The sequence below is a fragment of the Vibrio sp. 10N.222.49.C9 genome (genome assembly GCF_041474985.1).
GTDB lineage: Bacteria > Pseudomonadota > Gammaproteobacteria > Enterobacterales > Vibrionaceae > Vibrio > Vibrio crassostreae_C.
Genome location: NZ_JBFRVD010000646.1, coordinates 1 through 253, shown reverse-complemented (window position 1 = coordinate 253; position 253 = coordinate 1). Strand labels below are relative to the sequence as shown.

The 253-nt window shown below is 38.7% G+C and carries 1 pseudogene; it reads right to left on the bottom strand.

Annotation, left to right across the window (positions count from 1 at the left end):
• Positions 1 to 59: 59 nt before the first annotated feature.
• A pseudogene (locus AB4585_RS24870) lies at positions 60 to 253 on the bottom strand (hypothetical protein); the annotation flags it as partial.

Sequence of the window (253 nt, the reverse complement as noted above, 5' to 3'; positions counted from 1 at the left end):
TTTATGAACAGTTAGTTGATCTGCATCAACTAGGGTAATAATTACACAATACCGAGGTCTCAAATATCGTAATTAGCTTTGTTGCCAATATCAAAGTGCAATGGCATCTTCCATTTTGCTATTGCTAATACGGCAAAGATAAAACCGCTAAGACCGACTAATGGTGCAAGTATCGTTGGCTCTTTCATCCACAGTACTAACACCGAAGAGATTAACAGCAGAGGCACTAGGTTTAACCCTTTAACCTTAAAGC